The following is a 16,653-nucleotide window of genomic DNA, read 5'->3' on the forward strand; positions in this document are numbered from 1 at the left end:
CAGACCATGAAAAATTCCAAGTTCTCTCGCCGCGCCAGCCAGGGCGGCTTCACGCTGATCGAGCTGGCGCTGGTGCTGGCGGTGATCGGCCTGATCATCGGCGCCATCGCCATCGGTAAAGATGTGCAGCGCAACGCCGAATACACCAAGGTCTCGAACAAATTCCTCGAACAGTGGAAGATGACCTACGACCAGTATTACCAGCGCACGGGCACCGTGGTGGGCGATTGCCAGCAGGCGCCGACCTACATGGTGAACGGTTCCGAAACCTCGATCAGCGGCACCAATGCATGCCAGCGTCCCGGTCGCCAGGCAGTGGCTGGCATCCCTGAAAATTTCACCGCCACCGGCCTGAAGGTCTGTGAGGGCCAGGGCTATGCCGAGGGACAGACGGGTGGAAACGACGCAGGCCTGGCCACCCAGACCCTGCGCGCCCTGATGACGCGTCACGGCGTTCGCATGCCGCCGGGCCGCGGTGAAGGCCACGAAGATCGTTATGTCTACCAGGACACCAACGGCAACAGCACCGAAGTGCAGGTCTGCTTCCAGTGGAACCCTGCCGGTACGGCCAGCGGCGCCGGCAACGTGATGGTGGTGCGTGGCCTGACGCCCGACCTGGCTCGCTACCTTGACCAGTTGATCGATGGCAAGCCCGATTCGCGCGAAGGCCGCTTCCGCATCCAGGGTCGCGCAGCCCACACGCAGACCACGGAGGCCAACGCCCCTGGTACGGCTTGGGAAGCCAACAACACGGTGGCTAGCAACATTGCTGGCAACAGACACGCCAGCAGCGACAACACGGCCATCGGCGCGGGCAACCCCACTGGCGCCACTGCAACCGGTCGTGAATATGACGAAGACCGTGTGACCCTGTTGACGGCCCACTGGTCGATGGATCAGTGATGGACAGATCGCGACGCCTGCGTCTCATCGGTCTGGCGATCGTCACCGGCCTGATGGCGCTGGCCACCTGGTATGCGCTGCAGGCGCTGGGGCGCCTGGGGCAGGCCCAGTCCCAGGCGGCCCTGGCGCGCTCCGAGCTGACCCAGTTGCGGGGCCTGCTGCCCGCGATCGAGCAGCACGAGCGCTACGCCCGGGACGGTGAAGACATCAAGGTCATGATCGGCAAGGCGGGCTTCGACCCGGCCCGCTGGGCCAACCGCAAACTCCAGCGCGCGGCGGCCCTGCTGCCGCGCAAGGACGCGGAGACCCTGCTGGTGCAGCAAATCGGGGCCAATGGCGCCCAGTGGTTCGCTGCGGACTACTTCGATGTGTCGGTGGCTTCTGCTGGCGCCGGTCTGTTCACGCCGGCCACGCCGGACGACCGCGGCTTCAATGTCGAGATGGCCGGTGTTCTCTACTTTCCCTTGGTGGGCAAATGAAAGCTGAGCAGATCCTCCTGGTCACGTCGCAGGGCTGGTCTTGCCTTGCACAAGGCGAGCTGCGCCCGGTGTCTCCGTGGCCCGACCTCAAGGGTTCCGCGATCGTGGTGGTCGATTTCACCGACGCGCAGGTCGGCGTGCAGTCGTCCAAGGGCAAGGCGGAATATGCCGCCGCCCAGATTGAAAAGTCGGTGCGCGACGAAGGTGCGGTCGAAGGCCCCCTGAAGGTTTTCGTCCACAAGCAGGTGCGACACACCGACAGCAGCCAGTCGCTCTACACCGCGGTGTCCCTGGAGGACTGGCAGCAGTTCGAGACCTGGTCCTCGCGTCAGCCGGACCACTGCCTGATCGTGCCCGTCGTGGCGCTGCTGGCGGCTGCAGGGGTGGGCGACAAGATCCGTTTGCTGCGGATCGGCCAGAACCTGCACGCCTATGCCGAGTCGGACAACCGCCTGCATTTCGCGACCGCCGCTGCCCTGGGCAGCGATGCGACCGATTTCGTCGCGCCGGTCCGGACCGTGCTGGCCCAGTTGCGGGCCAGCGGATGGAAGGGGTCGAACGAGGTGCGCTGGGGATCCGCCCTGGCGGACGATCTCACGACCGAACAGGATCTGCTGACGCAGCTGGCCGCCCTAGGTGCGACCGACGGCAAGCTGCTGGCGCACGAGTCGTACCGCGCCGGCACCGGCAAGGCGGTGTCGGCACTCCCCGGCCTGCTGGACGCGCTGGATGCCCGATCCCTGACCGCGTCGTTCCTTCAACGGATGGCCTGGCTGAGCGAGCGCTACGTGATGCCTCTGATGGCACTGGTCGCGGTGGTCACGCTGGGCCTCGGTGCCTTTGCGCTCTATGCCGAGCAGATGATCGCCCGGGAGCGCGTGTCCATTGATTCCCTGCAGGGCGAAATCGGGCAATTGCGTGCACGGGTCGAAAAGGTCACGGCGGCGCAGGCTGCCTCGGTGGAGGGGGGCGATCTGGCCTTCGCCCGCCAGCTGGGCTTTGCCGCCACGCACGATCCGATCCGGATGCTGACCACGGTGCGCCGCGCCGCCGGCAGCACGGTGCGCGTGCAGCGGGTGCAACTGGCCAAGGTCGACCAGTCGACGAAGGCGCGGTTCCGCGTGGACGGCGTGGTGGCCAACGGGTCCAGCACCGAACTCAGCCGGTTCCTCGGCGAGTTGCGCGCGCAGGGCTGGCAGGCCGAATCCACAACCCCCAGCGACGGCACGGCTGGCGCCTTTGCCTATTTCCTTCGTCCTGTGGCCCCCGGCGGGAAGAGCTGATCGTGAGGCCGGCGATGGATGACGCTCCATTGCCGACCGACCACCCATGCGGCTTCAGTCCGCCTTTTGACACACCAAGCACCCGATGAAATACGTTGCCCTGACCCTCAGCCTCGTCGCCTCCGTGCTGCTTCTGCTGGCGGTCGGTGCGATCGGCCACCGCATTGGCGCGGAACGGCGTGCACCGGCCCCGATCCAGACGTCCCTGCCGCCGTTGTCGCCGCAGGACGTGTCCGATCAGGCCGAACTCAAGACTTCGCTGCAGGCCCTGCTGGACTCGGCAGCCCGGCGCCCCGCCGGCCTGATGGCCGCCAGCGTCAACCCGGGCATCCGCCCGATCGACAGCTTCGACAGCCTGTTTGCCCTGTCGGCCGACAGCAAGCCGGTCGCAGCCGCCGGTCCGCTGCGAGTGGCCCATGTGCGCGCACCGCTGAACGCGATTCCCCTGCCCAAGGTCAGCGTGGTGGTTGAGGGTTCCGAGCGCAAGGCCATCGTGAATGGCGCCCTGGTGAAGGTGGGTGACCCGGTGGGTGACGGGCTGGTGGTCAGCGCGATCCAGGTCGGCTCGGTGAGCTTTGCCTACGGCAAGGAAGAGCTGCAGGTGGCGGTGCCCCTGGAGCGGCTGCGCGTGCTGGGTGCGTTCCCGTCGCGGGTGAAGGGCAATTGATGAACAGAGGGGCGCTCGTCGGAGGCGTTCTGGGCGTCGTCGTGCTCGCCTTCCTGGGCGGGTACTGGCTGGCGAACCCGGCGCCCAACAGCGCGACCTCCGCCGATGCGAGCCGGTCCGCCGCGGGTGCCCCGTCGGCGGCCCCGGGCGGTCTGACTCCGCCTTCGAACACCACCCGCGGGGCGGACGGTACGTCGGTGGCCGCCGGCACCCCGCGGGCTCCCTGGATGAACCCGCCGGCAGCGGGTGCTGCCGACCCTGCTGCATCTGCCGGTGCGGCGCCGGTGACCGAGATGTCGCGGGAAGAGCGCCGCAAGGTGCGCGAGCAGGTGCGCAAGAAGCTCGCCGATCTCCAGGCCAAGGGCCCGAACGTCACGATTGCCGAGGTGCAGTCGCTGATGGACGAGGTTGAGGTGCTGGGGCGTGGCGTCTTTGATCCACGCTACTTCCAGACCATGCGCCAGATGCTGGAGCAGTCTGCGCGGGTGCAGGCGCTGGGCAAGGAGTTGCAGGTAGTGGCTGCCAGCTCGGCCCCGAAGGATGTAGCGCGCCGCCAGCAGATCCTGGCCGAGATGCGCAACCTGAGCGACCAGATCAGCCAGGGTTCGGCCGCCCTGCAGAGCTACGCCAACGCCACGCTGGCCAAACCGGTGAAGCAGCCATGAAGGCGCTCGCGTTCGCACCGTTCTCCACGGCGACCGCGCGGCGCAGCCGGGGCTTCTCGTTGCTGGAAGTCACGATAGTGCTGGTGGTCGCCGGCCTGCTCAGCTGGGCGTCCTTCTCCGCGTACCAGACCGTGTCCGAGCAACAGGAGCGCGAGCAGGCGCAGTCGCTGGCGCGCCAGATGCAGGGCAGCCTGCGCGCTTTTGCCATGCGTCACGGCCGCCTGCCTTGTCCCGATGGTGGCGCCACCGCGACTGGCTACGAGTCCCTGACTGGCGGCGTGTGCACCTCGGGGCAGTCGGTGGGCTGGTTTCCGTATGTGGCGATGGACATGGAGGTGCCGCAGGAGGCCCTGCGTGCCCGCTACGCCGTGTACCGCGCCGCCAACGGCACGGCGGCCCAGGACGCCGATCTCGCGGTGACGACAGAGCGCACCGGCGATGTGGCCGGTGACCGGAGTTTTCAGGACATCAACGACCTGATCGTGGCGCTGGGCAACAGCGCGGGTCTGGCCCTTTCGGCGTCGCAGCCCCATCTCACCGGTGACGCTGGTGCGGCCGGCGCGATCAACTGCGGCAGCAACCGTGTAATGAACGTCGCCTATTGGCTTGTCATCCCCCTGAACGACCGCAGCGGAGATGCCCAGCGCCTTGACCCCCCACATACGCTGAACAGTTCCTGCGTCAGCAGTCCCAACGCTCCTGTCCGTGTCGACGCCGATGATGTCGTCCTGGCCGAGTCCCCCACCCAGCTCGCCGGCTGGCTCAAGAAGAGCATGCCCTGACCGGAGCGGATCCGGCCTTCGATTTTTCCTGTAACCACCACTGCCATGCACAAGATCCAAATGCCCATCCAAAAGACCGTAATGGCAAAGGCTGCAGCCGTTTTGTCGGCTGTGCTGCTTTCGGCATGTGTGGCACCGCCGCCGCAAAGCGCCAAGAACCTGAGCGATCCGGACATGGAGTCGCTCAAGCGCATGCAGGACGTGGCACAGGCTGAGTCGCGCAAGCTGCTGGAGCAACAGCAACGCCTTCTGGCCGAGTTGCGCAAGGCCGGGACGCCCAAGCCGGTGGAACCGGCGGCGCCGCAGTACGACCCGCTGGAAGGCAAGACCATCAGCGTGGCGATCTCGAATGGCACCATCAGCCAGATCCTGACGGCGTTCTCCGACGCGGCCAAGGTCAATCTGATCGTCGAGCCGGCCGTGGTCCAGCAAGGCGCGCTCACCGACATGTACCTCAAGGACGTCTCGCTGCGTGAGGCGTTCAACGAACTGCTGCGCAGTTACGACGTGTCCGGCGAGATCCGCAACCAGACCATGCGCATCAAGCTGCATGAGGAAAAGTTCTTCGCGCTGAACTTCCTGAACGTCAACTCGCAGATGTCGCTCAACTCGGGCGGCAACGTGTTCGGTTCCAACTCCAGCACCGGCAACTCGGCCATCTCTGGCAGCCTGTCGATGACGGCTTCCTCCACGCAACGCACCGACCCGTACACCGAAATCGAGGGCAACCTGCGGGCCATCCTCGGCGAGAACAAGCCGGCCAGCGAAACGCCCGCGCCGCAGCAGATGACCACCGGCCCCAACGGCACCACCGTCCGTGCAGCGCAGGAGCCGGCCCAGGTCGTGCAGCCCAACCAGAACCAGGCCTTCACCCTCAACCGCACCTCGGGCACCCTGTTCGTCAAGGCCCGTCCGTCGCAGATGCGCTCGGTGGAAAAGCTGATCAAGCAGACGCAGGACATGCTGACCAAGCAGGTCTACATCGAGGCACAGCTGATCGACGTCCAGCTCGGCGACGGTTTCCAGCTCGGCGTGGACTGGACCCAGCTGCGCAACCGGCTGGCGATCAACTTCGGCGTCGACTCGCTTACTTTCAGCGGCGGCTCTGCCAATCTCAATGGTCCGAACGGGGTCAATGTCAACTACCCGGGCACCGCGGTCACCATTCCTTCCCGTGTGCTGGGTTCGGCCGCCGGCCTGGCGGCCGGCGCCCTGGGCTATGTGGACAAGGACGGCTCTGCGGTCATCAACGCCCTGCGCGCCTTCGGCAACCTGCGGATCCTCTCCAACCCCAATATCCAGGTGCGCAACGGCACACCGGCAATGCTCTCGGTCGGCACGAGCATGAAGTATGTGTCGCGTTCGAGCGCGGCCCTGAACAACATCGGTGGCGGTGCGTCCACGACCTCGTCGGAAGTGCAGACCGACTCGGTGTTTTCCGGCGTGATGGTCGGCGTGCTGCCGATGATGCGCGACGACGGCAAGATCGAGCTGCTGATCAACCCGGTGCAGAGCGACGTCGACCCCAAGAGCCTGGAGCTGGTCCAGGTCAACCAGTTCAACAGAGTCAGCCTGCCGCAGGTGTCATACAAGGGTCTGACCACAACGTTGAACGTCTCGGACGGCGATGTGGTGGTGGTCGGTGGCCTGATCGACCAGAAGTCGTCGGGCTCCAACAGCGGAGTGCCTTTCCTGGCCGACGTGCCGTTCTTCGGCAAGCTGGTGTCACAGGAAGGCGACAACCGTTCCTCGCGTGAACTGATCGTCGTGCTGCGTGTCCGCCTCCTATGAGTCTGATTTATCAGGCCCTGAAACAGAACGAACAGCAGGCGCCCGTCACCGTGGTGGTGGGCGCCCCGTCTCCGGCTGCGCCTCCCGCAGTGGTTGCACCGGCCCCATCCGCCGCGGGCTGGATGCGCCGCTCGATGCTGCTGGGCGGGCTGCTTCTGGGCGGAGGGGTGCTGGCGGGTCTGTTGCTGGGCCAGCGGTCAGGCTCCGCGCCTTCCCCGGTGCCGGCTCCCGCGCCAGCGGCCTCTGTGGCGCCACCGGCTGCCGTGGCCGTGGTGGAGCCGCCGCCGTTGCCCAAGGCGGCTGTGGTCGCTGCCGCACCCGCATCTGTTCCCGCGCCCGCGCCCACTCTTGTTCCTGCTCCCGCGGTGGCGCCGGTTGCCGCAGTGGCGAACCCGCAGGCGGTGGCGCTGCCCAAGGCCGAGCCACCATTGCCCACGGTCGGTCCACGCCTGACGCTGTCGACCACCCTGTCGGCGCAGCCGGTCCCTGCAACGGCACCGGAGCCGAAGGCTGCGCCGGCCACCCGCCCGGCCAACGTGGAGGTGTCCGTCAAGTCCGGGAACCCGGTGCCCGAGCCCGCGGGCACCGCCGGCATGGACGTGGCCGAGCTGTTCGACGGGCTCAACCGCGCGCTGGACACCCGCGACGAAGCAACCGCGTCACGCAACATCCAGGCGATCCGGGTCCGGCTGCCCGAAAGCTCGCTGGCGCGCATGCGCGCCGAAGGCTGGTATGCCTTTCGCAACGGCGACCTCGAGAAGGCCCAGCGGTTCTACCGCCGCCTGCTCGACAAGCTGCCTGGCGATGAAAACGCCAGCTTGGCGCTGGCATCGATCGAACGGCAGGAGCAGCGCCCGGATCAGGCGCGTGAGGTGCTGAGCCGATCGCTCAAGGCCAATCCTGGCTCCACCGTCCTGCGTTCCGCGCTGGACCAGAGTCCGAACGAGGCCAGCCGATGATCGCCCGCAACAGCCACCTGGCGGCGCTCGGACTGATCCGAAACCCGTTCCCCTACACGCCCGATGCCGGCTGCTATTTCACGACGCCGCACCTGGACGAACAGGTGGTGGAGATCGAGCACTGCATCCTCGCGCGCAAGGGCTTCTGCCTGCTGACCGCTGAAGTCGGCATGGGCAAGAGCACGCTGGTGCGGCGCCTGATGGCCGACCTCGCGTCCAAGAACGTGGTGTCGGCCCTGGTGTTCAACACCTTCCTGCAAGGCACCGAACTGCTGGCCGCGGTGCTGCACGACTTCGGCCTGGAGAGCACGGGCAACATGGCGACCGACATCGCCACGCTCAATAGCTTTCTGCTGGAGAACCACCGCCAGGGCAAGACCTGCCTGCTCATCGTCGACGATGCGCAGAACCTGACCGAAGACTCGCTGGAGTTGATCCGCCTGCTGTGCAACCTGGAGACCGACCAGGAAAAGCTGCTGCAGATCCTGCTGGCCGGCCAGCCCGAGCTGGAAGACACGCTGTCGCGCCACAACCTGCGCCAGCTGCGCAGCCGCGTGGTCAAGCACGCCCGGCTGTTCGGCCTGAACAGCACCGAGATCGCCGACTACATCCGTTTCCGCTTCGAGTCTTCGGGCAGCGACGGCACCCTGCTGCTGGCGACCGACGCCTGCCAGATGCTGCTCAAGGAGACGGCCGGTGTGCCGCGGCAGATCCACCTGATCATGGACCGCTGCCTGTATGGCCTGGCGGCCCGCAACGCCCGCGTGATCGACGCCGCCCTGATGAAGCAGGCCATCGACGACAGCCGGGTGACGCTGGGATCGAAGGCCGACGTGGCGCCCGCCCGGCCGGTAACAGCTGCTGTGCAGCCTGCGCCGTCGCCGGTCGCGGTCGTCCTCGCGCTGGCCGTGGTGATCGGCGCGATCGGGTTCGCCTGGTACCAGTCCTCGGTGCCGGTGCAGGCCAAGGTGGTGACCCGCGCAGAGGTCCCGCCCGCGAAGACGCCCGCGCCCCCACCGGTCCAGGTGGCGGTCGCAGCACCAGTGACCTCCGCAGCGCCGGTGACGCCGGTGGAAGACAAGGCCACGCCGGCGTGCCCGCTGACGGACAGCGGCGATGCGGGCGGACAGACCCTGCATGAAAAAGCACTGCCCGATCTGGCGTTTCGCCTGCTGGGCGCGCGGCTGGCGCGCGAGGAGGGTGTCTGCCTGTCGGGCGCCGACGGACAACACCGCCTGAGCTGGAAGGCTGCGACGGCGACCCACGACCTCAGGGACCGGCCGACCGTGGCCCGGATGCAGATCGCCCTGTCGCACTACGGCAGCCTCGCGGCCACGGACGTGGACGGACTCTGGGGCGAGCGCAGCCGGAGCGCGTTGCGGCGGTTCCAGTCGGGCATCGGCCTGGAACCGTCGGGGGAGATCGACGCATTGAGCGCATTGATTTTGGAGAAGTTCTATGTACAAGCACAGTGACGGTACCGATGCCGCCACGGGAGGGGGCCGTCGCAGCCTGAGCGAAATGCTGGTTTCCAGCGGTCTGGTCAGCCAGGTCGTGATCGACTACGCGCGCCAGAAGCAGGCGGTGGAAGGCCAGATGCTGGGCCGGATGCTGGTCGAGCTGGGGTTCCTCAGCGCCAAGGATCTGGCCCGCCAGCTGGGCATCCAGCGCAACATCGAGTTCCGCTCGGTGCCCGCGATCGACGCCGATGTGGCGGCGGCGTTCAACCGCAGCCTGTGCCTGTCGCACAACTTCCTGCCCATCGGGCGCGAGGGCGACAAGCTGCGCGTGCTGCTGGGCGACGCCGAACCCGAGGCGGTGGCCGCGATCGTGCAGCGCCGGGTCGGGCAGGAGGCGGTCTTCTGGCAGGGCGACTTCTTCGCCGTGGTCGATGCGATCCATCAGCACTACTACTTCCAGGAAAACCCGGTCGAGAAGCTGATCGACATCGAGATCCGCCGGCTGGCCGACGATCGCGACCACGCCTTCAGTCCCGAGCGACTGATGGAGCTGATCCTGCACACGGCGGTGCGCGAGCGCGCCACCGACGTGCACCTGGCGCCCACGGCCAACAGCCGCACCGTGCTGATGCGGGTCGACGGCGTGCTGCGGCCGATGTTTGCCATGCCGCCCTCGCTGGACCGGCTGGTCGCGTTCATCAAGCTCAAGGCCGACATGGACGCCAGCGAGCAGCGTCTGCCCCAGGACGGCAGCTTCACCATCAGCCTGATGGATGCGGCCTACACGATCCGTGTCTCGACCATGATTTCCGAGTTCGGCGAACGCATGGCCCTGCGCCTGCTGGCCGAACGCAGCGACCTTGACCGCCTGCAGGATCTGGGCTTCCTCGACGAAGACGTGGCCGAGATGGAGCGCTCGTTCTCGCGCCCGCACGGCCTGATCCTCATTACCGGGCCGACCGGCTCGGGCAAGAGCACGACGCTGCACGCCGCGTTGCGGGTGCAGCCGCTGGTGGAGCGCAACGTGCTGACGGTCGAAGACCCGGTCGAATACCGCGTGCCGGTGGCCTGCCAGACCGAGGTCAACCGCCGCGCCGGCTACGACTTTGCCAGCGCGATGCGCCATTTCCTGCGCCACGATCCGGACATCATCCTGGTCGGTGAAGTGCGGGACGCCGAGACCGCCCGCGCAGCCCTGGACGCGTCCTCAACCGGTCACCTGGTGCTCTCGACGCTGCACGTCGGCGGCATCTTCGGCGTGGTGCCCCGCCTGCGCCTGCTGGGCGTGGATGCCGAGACCGTGGCCGAGAACCTGGTCGCCGTCATCAACCAGCGCCTGGTGCGCTGCATCTGCCCGCACTGCAAGACACAACGGCCGGCCACCGACGAAGAGCGCCGCTGGCTCGGCGACGGCGTCGACCAGGTGTTCCATGGCGCAGGCTGCGCGCACTGCCGCGGCACCGGTTACCGCGGACGCGTGCCGGTCTACGAAATCCTGACGGTGCGCCGCGAAATGGCCGATGCGATCGTGGCGGAGGCCTCGCGGTCCCGGCTGCGCGAGCTGGCCGAAGCGGGCGGACTCAAACCCATGGAGCGGCTGGCCCGCCGGCGCGTGCTGGCCGGTGAAACCACGATGGAAGAAATCCGTCGCGCCATCGGACTGGATTGACCATGAGCACAGGCCTGCGCACCTACTTCTACCGGGTCCTTCTGCCGCACGGCAAGGTCCAGTCCGGTTTCCTGCGGCTGCTGGTCGAGAAGGACCACTCGGCCCGGCTGCGGCTGGAGCAGCAGACCGAGGGCACGGTGCTGACCCTGACCCGTCTGCCGCAGGTGCTCACAACGCTCAACGACGTGCGGCTCAAGCTCTTCCGGGGGCATGTACGCCCCGAGGACCTGGCGGGTTTCCTGCGCGACATGGGCATCATGCTGGAGGCCGGCGTGCCGATGATGGAGGCCTTGCGCACCCTCATCGAGGACCAGTCCGGCCACGCCGGCGTGCCCGAAATTGCAAAGCGTGTGTACACCGACATGGGTTCGGGCATGCGCATCACGCAGTCGTTTGCCCGCCACCCCGACGTGTTTCCCGAGACGGTCCGCAACCTGGCCGAGATCGGTGACGAGTCGGGCGCGCTGCCCAAGATGCTGATCGAGGCCGCGTCCCACATCGAACGCCTGATCGACATCCGCCGCGACATCCGCACGGCCATGATCTACCCGCTGCTGGTGCTGGGCTCGATCGTGGCGGTCGGGTTCTTCTGGCTGTATTACGTGGTGCCCAACCTGGCCCAGCTGTTCAAGCAGCTGCGGGCCAAACTGCCGCCGCTGACGCAGTGGCTGATCAACGTCTCTGACGTCCTGGTGCAGTCGCTGGTGCTGGTGCTGGTGGGCATCTTCGTGCTGGTGATGCTGCTGATCTGGATGTACCGCAGCATCCCGCGGTTCAAGCTGGGTTGTCACGAGCTGATGCACCGGCTGCCGATCCTGCGCACGCTCTCGACCTCGTCGGGCATGGCCTTCATCAGCGAGCACCTGTCGCTGCTGGTGCGCGCTGGTCTGGATTTCATGATGAGCCTGGACGTGCTGGCGCGCGCCACCTCCAACGAGTACTACCGCGCCCGGCTGCTGAAGGTGCGCGATGGTGTGGCCCGCGGCGAAGGCATCGGAGCCTCGATGCGTCGCGTCGGCGGTTTCCCGCCGATGGCTGTGCGCATGATCTCCGTCGGTGAGGAGTCGGGTTCGCTGGACAAGCAGCTCGATCGCCTGGCGGTCGAATACCGCAAGCGGCTGGACGTGGTGGTCAAGTCTCTGGGCGAAATCATCAAACCCGCGCTGATCCTGCTGGCTGGTGGCCTGTTCATCTTCCTGATCGTGGCGCTGCTGCTGCCGATCTACGACCTGGTGCGCCAATCGGTCAGCCAGTCCCTGGGAGCGGGTTGATGGGTTCGGTGCGACCGCTGCGTTCACGGTCTCGTCTGGAGCGGGGTTTTGGCCTGCTCCAGGTGATGCTGCTGATTGCCGTCCTCACCGGGTTGTCCACGATGGGCTACCTGGAGTGGCGCGAACGCACCGCGGTCGAAAACGCCAGGCTGGAGCGCCTGAACCTGTCGCAGGCCGACCTGGCCCTGCAGACCTTCGCCACCGCTGTCCGGCGCCTGCCTTGTCCGGACACCGACCGGGACGGGCTGGAGGACTGTGGCGGCACCGACCAGAAAGGCTGGCTCCCGGCCACGACATTGCGCATGGCCGGCGCCGACCCCGGGGTCGACATCGGCCAGATCCGTTATGTGGTCCAGCGCGGCGCCGGCACGTTCGATCTCACCGTGCTGGACGATTCCTGGCGGCCGCTCGAGTACGACGACGATGCCGCGAGCTTCTTCGCCATGCGCGAAGCCCCGCCCTACCAGGCCAACATCCGCACCCTGGCCGATTTCTGCCAGCGGCTGCAGGAAGGCGTCGACACGGCGCTGACGGCCGACATGGCCCAGGTGAACGCCTCGCCCGCGCGGGCGGTCGCCTATGCGCTGGCCCACCCGGGCGACGAAGACACCGATGGCGACGGCTCGCTGTTTGACGGCGCCAACGCCAGCGCCGCCAACGGCCTCGAAGACCCGCAGCGTGCGCCACTGCTGGCCGCCTACGACGACATCGTGCTCGACCGCTCGTTCGGCGCCCTCCGCACGGCCTTCCATTGCGAGGTGCTGACCGACTCGATCAACACCGTGGCACTGGCGCACGACATCTCCAGCTCGGTCGACGAGATGAAGGAGGAGAACATCGAGGCAGCGACCCGCGCGATCATCTTCGCTTCCATCGGTGCCGCGATCACGGCGGTGGAGACCGCGGCGGTGGTCATCGAGGGTGTCAGCGACGCCGGCAATGCCGCCGCAGAGTGGGTCATCTGCATCGCGTCGCTGGGCATTGCCGCCAACGCCTGCGCCGCGGCGGGCATCCACACGGCGGCCGCCGCGCTCACCGCCGGGGTGATCATCGCCAACGTGGCCTCGATCGCGGCCAACGTGACGGCCGCGGTGATGGCCGGCAATGCGCTGGCGCTGGCCGACAGCTCCGTGAATGCGTCTTCACTGAGCTGCACCGTGCCCGACCTGACCGCCCAGGTGAACCAGGCCAAGGCCGAGCTGGACGATGCGATCGCCGACCGGCAGGCCATCGTGAACCAGATCGCGGCCAAGCAGACCGAACTCGCCAACGCCGTCGCGGCGAGGAACCAGGCCATTGCCAACCTGCGCTACTGGGTGCGGCTGGGCACCGACTGGTCGTCGATCGACGGCCGTGTCGATGCCGTGCTGTCGTCTGCCAACAGCTGGGGCACCGCCAACGACAGCTACACCTCGGCCAGCGCCGAGGTGCAGCGGTACCAGGACGCGGTGACCAACTGGACGGCCACCCGCGACGACTACGCGAACATGATCGCCAACCGGACTTCGATGGTCAGCCAGCTGCAGGCAGAGATCGCGGCGCTGGACACGCAGATCGCGGCCGAAACCAACCAGACCACGAAAGCGGCGCTGCAGCAGCAACGCCTGGAGAAGACCGCACGGCTCTCGTTGTTGCAGGACCCGACCGCGCTGCAGAACGAATACAACAAGGCGGTGACCGAGCTGGCGAATGCACAGTCTGGCCTGGGTGCGGCGCAATCGGCGATGACGGCGGCCCAGGGTTCGATCAACTCGGCCCAGTCGTCCTACGCGACGAACTACAACAACCTGCTCAATGCCGGTCGATACCAGCTGCACTCGGGACTGAGCGTCTTTGACGCCTGCACCACCGCCGCGATCAACGTCTGCCAGCAAAACGACTTCGTGACCTACGGCATCATCCAGCAGATGCTCGGGGAACTCTTCGGCCCGGCCTCCAACATCGCGGCAGCGCCTGGCTCCGACAGCATCTACTACCGGCCAGCCAAGATCCAGAAGGAGATCGACGCCCTGAACGATTCCCTGGGTGCTGCGGACGACCGCATCGATGCAGCGCAGGATTCCTACGACACGCTCAAGGCCAGGGCCGACAACCCGCCGCCCTGCAACATCACAGGGTCCGGCGTGACGCCGATGCCGCCGAGTGCGGCCGAGAGCATCCTGATCAACGTGGACATCAAGGGAGGCACGCGATGAGGCGGCCACCGTTCAGACAACGCGGCTTCTCCCTGGTCGAGATGGGGGTCGTCATGCTGGTGGTCGGCATCATCGGCATGATCGCCTGGCGCTGGGTCGCCACCTCGCAGGCGCCGATGACGCGCCCAGAGATGCAACGCCAGCTCAACGAGGCCCAAGCCGGTGTCGAGGGGTTCCTGCTGGCCAACAGCCGGCTGCCTTGCGCGGCCTCGGACACGGGCGGAACGGAGAACTGCGGCGACGCGACCGCGGTGCGTTTTCCCTGGCGCACCCTGGGCATGGGCAGCGAATTCGCGGCGCTCCACTACGGCGCGAACCGTGGCGGCGGGGCGGACCTCGCGGCCGTGCCGGCTGCCGTGGACTGGCCCGATCTCGGCCTGACCTTCACCGAGGTGCCGGTGTTCCCCGCACTCAGCCCCGTGCCGGCCGATGTGTCCGCCGCGGGTGCCCGGGTCGGTGCTTCGTACGCGGCCGCCCTGGCCCGGCGCACGGTGGTCAACGGGCTGGACTGGTGTACCGTGGTGCGCCGATATGCGGCGAACAACGCCGCAGCCGGTGTGCTGCGGGCCGGTGCTGCCGGCGCCAGCGTGCCGGTAGGCTTCGTGATCGCCCACCCGGGTGAAAACCGCCAGTTCGACGGCAACAATGCCGAAGGGGCCAGTGCCTCGTTCCGCTTCGACCTGCCGGGCCGTTCGCAGGACCTGAACTACGACGACCTCATGCTCGCGGTCGGGCCCGGCGATCTGGGGGCGAGGCTCGGTTGCGCCGCACGGCTCAGCGAGGCCCAGTCGGCCATCCAGGCCAACTATGCCGCCTACGACACCGCGCGGGTGATGCAACAGTACTGGTCGCTGCTGCGCTTCGACATCGACCAGGCCGAGTCGGCGGTGGATGGTGCGGAGTCCGGTGTGGCGCTGGCTGCGATGGGACTGGCGCTGGCCACGACCAGTGCGGTGCTCAGCGTCGCCTCGGCCGCCAACACCGAGGGTGTGACCGTCTTCGTCGTGGTGATGGCGGCGGTCAACGTGGCCGCGTCCATCGCCGAGACGGTGCTGGCCGCGCAGGACCTGACCGCCGCGCAAGAAGACCTGGTGGCGGCGCGCGCCAAGCTGGTCGCCGGCAATGCCTATGCCATCCATGTCTACAACACCCTTGCCGACGCGCTGGACAACGCGGTGGTGATCGATCAGAAGGGACTCACACCATGAGCAAGCACCGTCAGGCGGGCTTCTCGCTCGTCGAACTCTCCGTGGTGCTGCTGGCGCTGGGCCTGGTGCTCATCGGTGCCGCGGTGTACTGGCAGTTCCAGGAAAAGCAGCGCGTTGGCACGGCGCAGATGGATGCCCAGCTGCAGGCGCGCGATGCGCTGGTCGGCTTTGCGCATGCGCAGTACCGCCTGCCGTGCCCGGCGGTGGATGCCAATGGCGTCGAGAGCTGCGCCGCCGGGGGCGGGCTGCGCCAGACCGGCTATGTGCCTTGGCAGACCCTGGGCCTGCCGCGGCCGGAGGCAGGGCGCCTGCGTTACGGCGTGTACCGCGAGGCCTCGGCGACCGCCGCCAGCGACCGCGATCTGGCGGTGGCGCTGGACCGCATGAACCCGCGGCGCGCGCTCACGCCCAATCCGCGCCCGCAGAACGGCAACGGCCCCAACGGGAACATGCCGCCGATACCGACCCTGGCCGAAACCCAACTCGGGGCGACGCAGGCGAGCACCGGGACCGATCCACTGAACACGGCCTGCAACGCCTCCAACAGCCCGCCGTGTCCCGCGGGAGGCGCCCGGTCGGTCAACCAGATCGACCTGTGCCTGGCGCTGAACACCGCCACCGACGCGCTGGCCGCGCCGGCCGGACGGCTCGCGGTGTCCGCCTCGGGCACGCGGCGCGCCGTGGCCTTTGTGGTGGCGGCTCCGGGCCTGCTGGATGCCGACGGCAATGGCCTGGCTTTTGACGGCCTCAATGTCACTGCCGGCGACGCCGACCCGACCTTTGCCGCTCCCCGCACGCCCACCACGCAGGCCTACGACGACCGGGTGATCGCCATGAGCGCTGCCGAGCTGTTCTCCGAACTGCGTTGCGGTGGCGCGCTGACGGCGGTCTCACACGCGCATTTCAATGCCGCCACCGGCGCACTGGTGATGGAGCGCGCACTGTACGACTACCGAGACCAGCTCTACGTGGCCCTCCGGCTGGCGGAGGCCGACATCGCCGCCTCAGCCGCGGGCATTGCCGGTGCGGCTTCGGCCGTCCTGGATGCGGCCAAGGAAATGCTGTCGGCCGTGGGCGACACGACCATGAGTGCGGGCGCCCGTTCGTTCCAGATTGGCCTGGCGGCCGCCGGCATCGTGACAGCTGCCGCTGGAACGGCGGCAGCCATCGCTTCGATGGTGCTCGCCGTGGAAGCGCGCGACTCCGCACAGCAAGACCACAACGACTTCGCGAGCCGGACCACTGCGGCCACCGACCTGTCGATCTCCGTGAACAACAATGCCCTGCGCGCCGACGCGATCGGCTACTGATGGCGACCGAA

The 16,653-nt window shown here is 67.7% G+C and carries 14 protein-coding genes; all 14 read left to right on the forward strand.

The annotated features are described in order from the left end of the window. Positions 1 to 6: 6 nt before the first annotated feature. A complete protein-coding gene (locus ACLIJ1_RS03545; protein WP_411364093.1) occupies positions 7 to 903 on the forward strand; it encodes a type II secretion system protein in 897 nt (298 codons plus the stop codon). Beyond that, positions 903 to 1,382 (forward strand): hypothetical protein, encoded by a 480-nt coding sequence (locus ACLIJ1_RS03550; RefSeq protein WP_411364094.1) that lies wholly within the window; start codon positions 903 to 905, stop codon positions 1,380 to 1,382. Before ACLIJ1_RS03545 ends, ACLIJ1_RS03550 begins: the two co-directional genes overlap by 1 nt. Then, positions 1,379 to 2,665 carry a hypothetical protein gene (locus ACLIJ1_RS03555; RefSeq protein WP_411364095.1) on the forward strand — a complete coding sequence of 429 codons (1,287 nt, stop codon included), beginning with the start codon at positions 1,379 to 1,381 and terminating at the stop codon, positions 2,663 to 2,665. Before ACLIJ1_RS03550 ends, ACLIJ1_RS03555 begins: the two co-directional genes overlap by 4 nt. 85 nt (positions 2,666 to 2,750) lie before the next feature. Further along, complete coding sequence (locus ACLIJ1_RS03560) at positions 2,751 to 3,332, forward strand: hypothetical protein (protein ID WP_411364096.1); 582 nt, start codon at positions 2,751 to 2,753, stop codon at positions 3,330 to 3,332. Beyond that, positions 3,332 to 3,997, forward strand: coding sequence for a hypothetical protein (locus ACLIJ1_RS03565; RefSeq protein ID WP_411364097.1), 666 nt, complete (start codon positions 3,332 to 3,334; stop codon positions 3,995 to 3,997). The genes ACLIJ1_RS03560 and ACLIJ1_RS03565 overlap by 1 nt, the downstream gene beginning before the upstream one ends. Then, positions 3,994 to 4,779 carry a type II secretion system protein gene (locus tag ACLIJ1_RS03570; protein ID WP_411364098.1) on the forward strand — a complete coding sequence of 262 codons (786 nt, stop codon included), beginning with the start codon at positions 3,994 to 3,996 and terminating at the stop codon, positions 4,777 to 4,779. The genes ACLIJ1_RS03565 and ACLIJ1_RS03570 overlap by 4 nt, the downstream gene beginning before the upstream one ends. 81 nt (positions 4,780 to 4,860) lie before the next feature. Further along, positions 4,861 to 6,570, forward strand: a complete 1,710-nt coding sequence (mshL, locus tag ACLIJ1_RS03575) for a pilus (MSHA type) biogenesis protein MshL (protein WP_411364099.1) — start codon at positions 4,861 to 4,863, stop codon at positions 6,568 to 6,570. Continuing rightward, positions 6,567 to 7,529, forward strand: coding sequence for a tetratricopeptide repeat protein (locus tag ACLIJ1_RS03580; RefSeq protein ID WP_411364100.1), 963 nt, complete (start codon positions 6,567 to 6,569; stop codon positions 7,527 to 7,529). Before mshL ends, ACLIJ1_RS03580 begins: the two co-directional genes overlap by 4 nt. Next, a complete protein-coding gene (locus ACLIJ1_RS03585; protein ID WP_411364101.1) occupies positions 7,526 to 9,004 on the forward strand; it encodes an AAA family ATPase in 1,479 nt (492 codons plus the stop codon). Before ACLIJ1_RS03580 ends, ACLIJ1_RS03585 begins: the two co-directional genes overlap by 4 nt. Further along, positions 8,988 to 10,658 carry a GspE/PulE family protein gene (locus ACLIJ1_RS03590; protein ID WP_411364102.1) on the forward strand — a complete coding sequence of 557 codons (1,671 nt, stop codon included), beginning with the start codon at positions 8,988 to 8,990 and terminating at the stop codon, positions 10,656 to 10,658. Before ACLIJ1_RS03585 ends, ACLIJ1_RS03590 begins: the two co-directional genes overlap by 17 nt. A gap of 2 nt (positions 10,659 to 10,660) precedes the next feature. Continuing rightward, the gene (locus tag ACLIJ1_RS03595) at positions 10,661 to 11,929 is read left to right on the forward strand and encodes a type II secretion system F family protein (RefSeq protein ID WP_411364103.1); all 1,269 of its coding nucleotides are present in this window, start codon (positions 10,661 to 10,663) and stop codon (positions 11,927 to 11,929) included. Then, a complete protein-coding gene (locus tag ACLIJ1_RS03600; protein WP_411364104.1) occupies positions 11,929 to 14,124 on the forward strand; it encodes a hypothetical protein in 2,196 nt (731 codons plus the stop codon). The genes ACLIJ1_RS03595 and ACLIJ1_RS03600 overlap by 1 nt, the downstream gene beginning before the upstream one ends. Continuing rightward, a complete protein-coding gene (locus tag ACLIJ1_RS03605; protein WP_411364105.1) occupies positions 14,121 to 15,332 on the forward strand; it encodes a type II secretion system protein in 1,212 nt (403 codons plus the stop codon). Before ACLIJ1_RS03600 ends, ACLIJ1_RS03605 begins: the two co-directional genes overlap by 4 nt. Then, positions 15,329 to 16,642, forward strand: a complete 1,314-nt coding sequence (locus tag ACLIJ1_RS03610; RefSeq protein ID WP_411364106.1) for a prepilin-type N-terminal cleavage/methylation domain-containing protein — start codon at positions 15,329 to 15,331, stop codon at positions 16,640 to 16,642. Before ACLIJ1_RS03605 ends, ACLIJ1_RS03610 begins: the two co-directional genes overlap by 4 nt. Positions 16,643 to 16,653 lie beyond the last annotated feature (11 nt).

Origin of the sequence: Hydrogenophaga sp. RWCD_12 (genome assembly GCF_046604225.1) — a bacterium.
GTDB lineage: Bacteria > Pseudomonadota > Gammaproteobacteria > Burkholderiales > Burkholderiaceae_C > Hydrogenophaga.